Genomic DNA, 1213 nt, shown 5'->3' with positions numbered 1-1213 from the left:
TCCCAACGAATTTTTAGTAGATCGGGAAATCAATCAGCCAGGAGCTTTAATCAGAATCAAGTCTCCTTTGAATATGGGCAAAACCTCCTTGGTGACGAGAATTTTAACCCAGGCGAAAGCACAAAAATACAATACCGTATCGCTCGATCTGCAATTAGCAGAGGCTTCCATCTTGTCGGATCTCAACAAATTTTTACGTTGGCTGATGGCGAATATTACCCTTCAGTTGGGAATACAATCTCAGTTAGATGAATATTGGGATGAAGATTTAGGACTTAAAGTTAGCTGCACTACCTATTTTCAAGGATATATTCTCGAACAACTATCAGAGCCTTTGATTTTGGCTTTGGATGAGGTCAATCGTCTATTTGAATATCCAGACGTAGCCCAAGAATTTCTCCCACTACTGCGATTTTGGCATGAAGAGAGCAATAATACCCCAATTTGGCAAAATTTACGCTTAATAGTAGTTCATTCAACTGATGTATATATTCCTCTAGATATTAATAAATCTCCCTTTAATATTGGTTTGCCCATTCATCTAGCTGAATTTGATTTCGAGCAAATGAAAGATTTAGCCAATCGTCACGAGTTTAGTCAAACAGTAGAAGATTTAGATAGTAAGATTAATTCTTTAATGGAAATAATTGGCGGCTATCCTTATTTAGCTAGATTGGCATTTTATGCTTTGTCTACTCAAGATCTAACTTTCGATCGCCTGATTGCAGAAGCTCATACTGCTTCGGGAATATACCGCAGTCATTTACAAGGACATTTGGTAACTTTAAAAGAATATCCCGAACTGTGGGAATCTTATCAAAAAATAATCAACGCAGAAGAACCAATTTCGATATCTCCGATTAATGCTTATAAATTAGAAAGTATTGGTTTGATTAAATTAGAAAATAATTTGGTAGTTCCCAGTTGTAAATTATATAGTTTGTATTTCCAAGATTGTTTGGCAACAGAAAAGTAGAAGACTCGGTGAGGAGGAGACTTGGCGATCGAGCGACAAAAATCAATAGAATATAGAGAAACAATCCTTGAACAACTCTCTATGGTACAAGCTCCTAGTCAAACAACTCATCAAGAATTAGCTGCCATCGCAGTAGATTTAATTCGTCAAGCTGGTTGTGAATATGGCGACATTCGTATTTGCAATTACCGCCGACAAAGTCTATCAGCACGCGATCGCTCTTTGAATAGATTGTCG

General features: G+C 37.1%; 1 protein-coding gene and 1 pseudogene. Both read left to right on the top strand.

All coding sequences use genetic code 11. From position 1 onward, the window contains the following. The coding region (locus AC33VI_RS22610; RefSeq protein WP_491784519.1) for an AAA-like domain-containing protein at nt 1-976 on the top strand (976 nt) is incomplete at its 5' end. 81 nt (nt 977-1057) lie between these two features. Beyond that, nucleotides 1058-1213 (top strand): annotated as a pseudogene (locus AC33VI_RS22605) (TldD/PmbA family protein); the annotation flags it as partial.

This window comes from Waterburya sp. (assembly GCF_058530065.1).
This window is presented reverse-complemented; position numbering and strand designations above follow the sequence as displayed.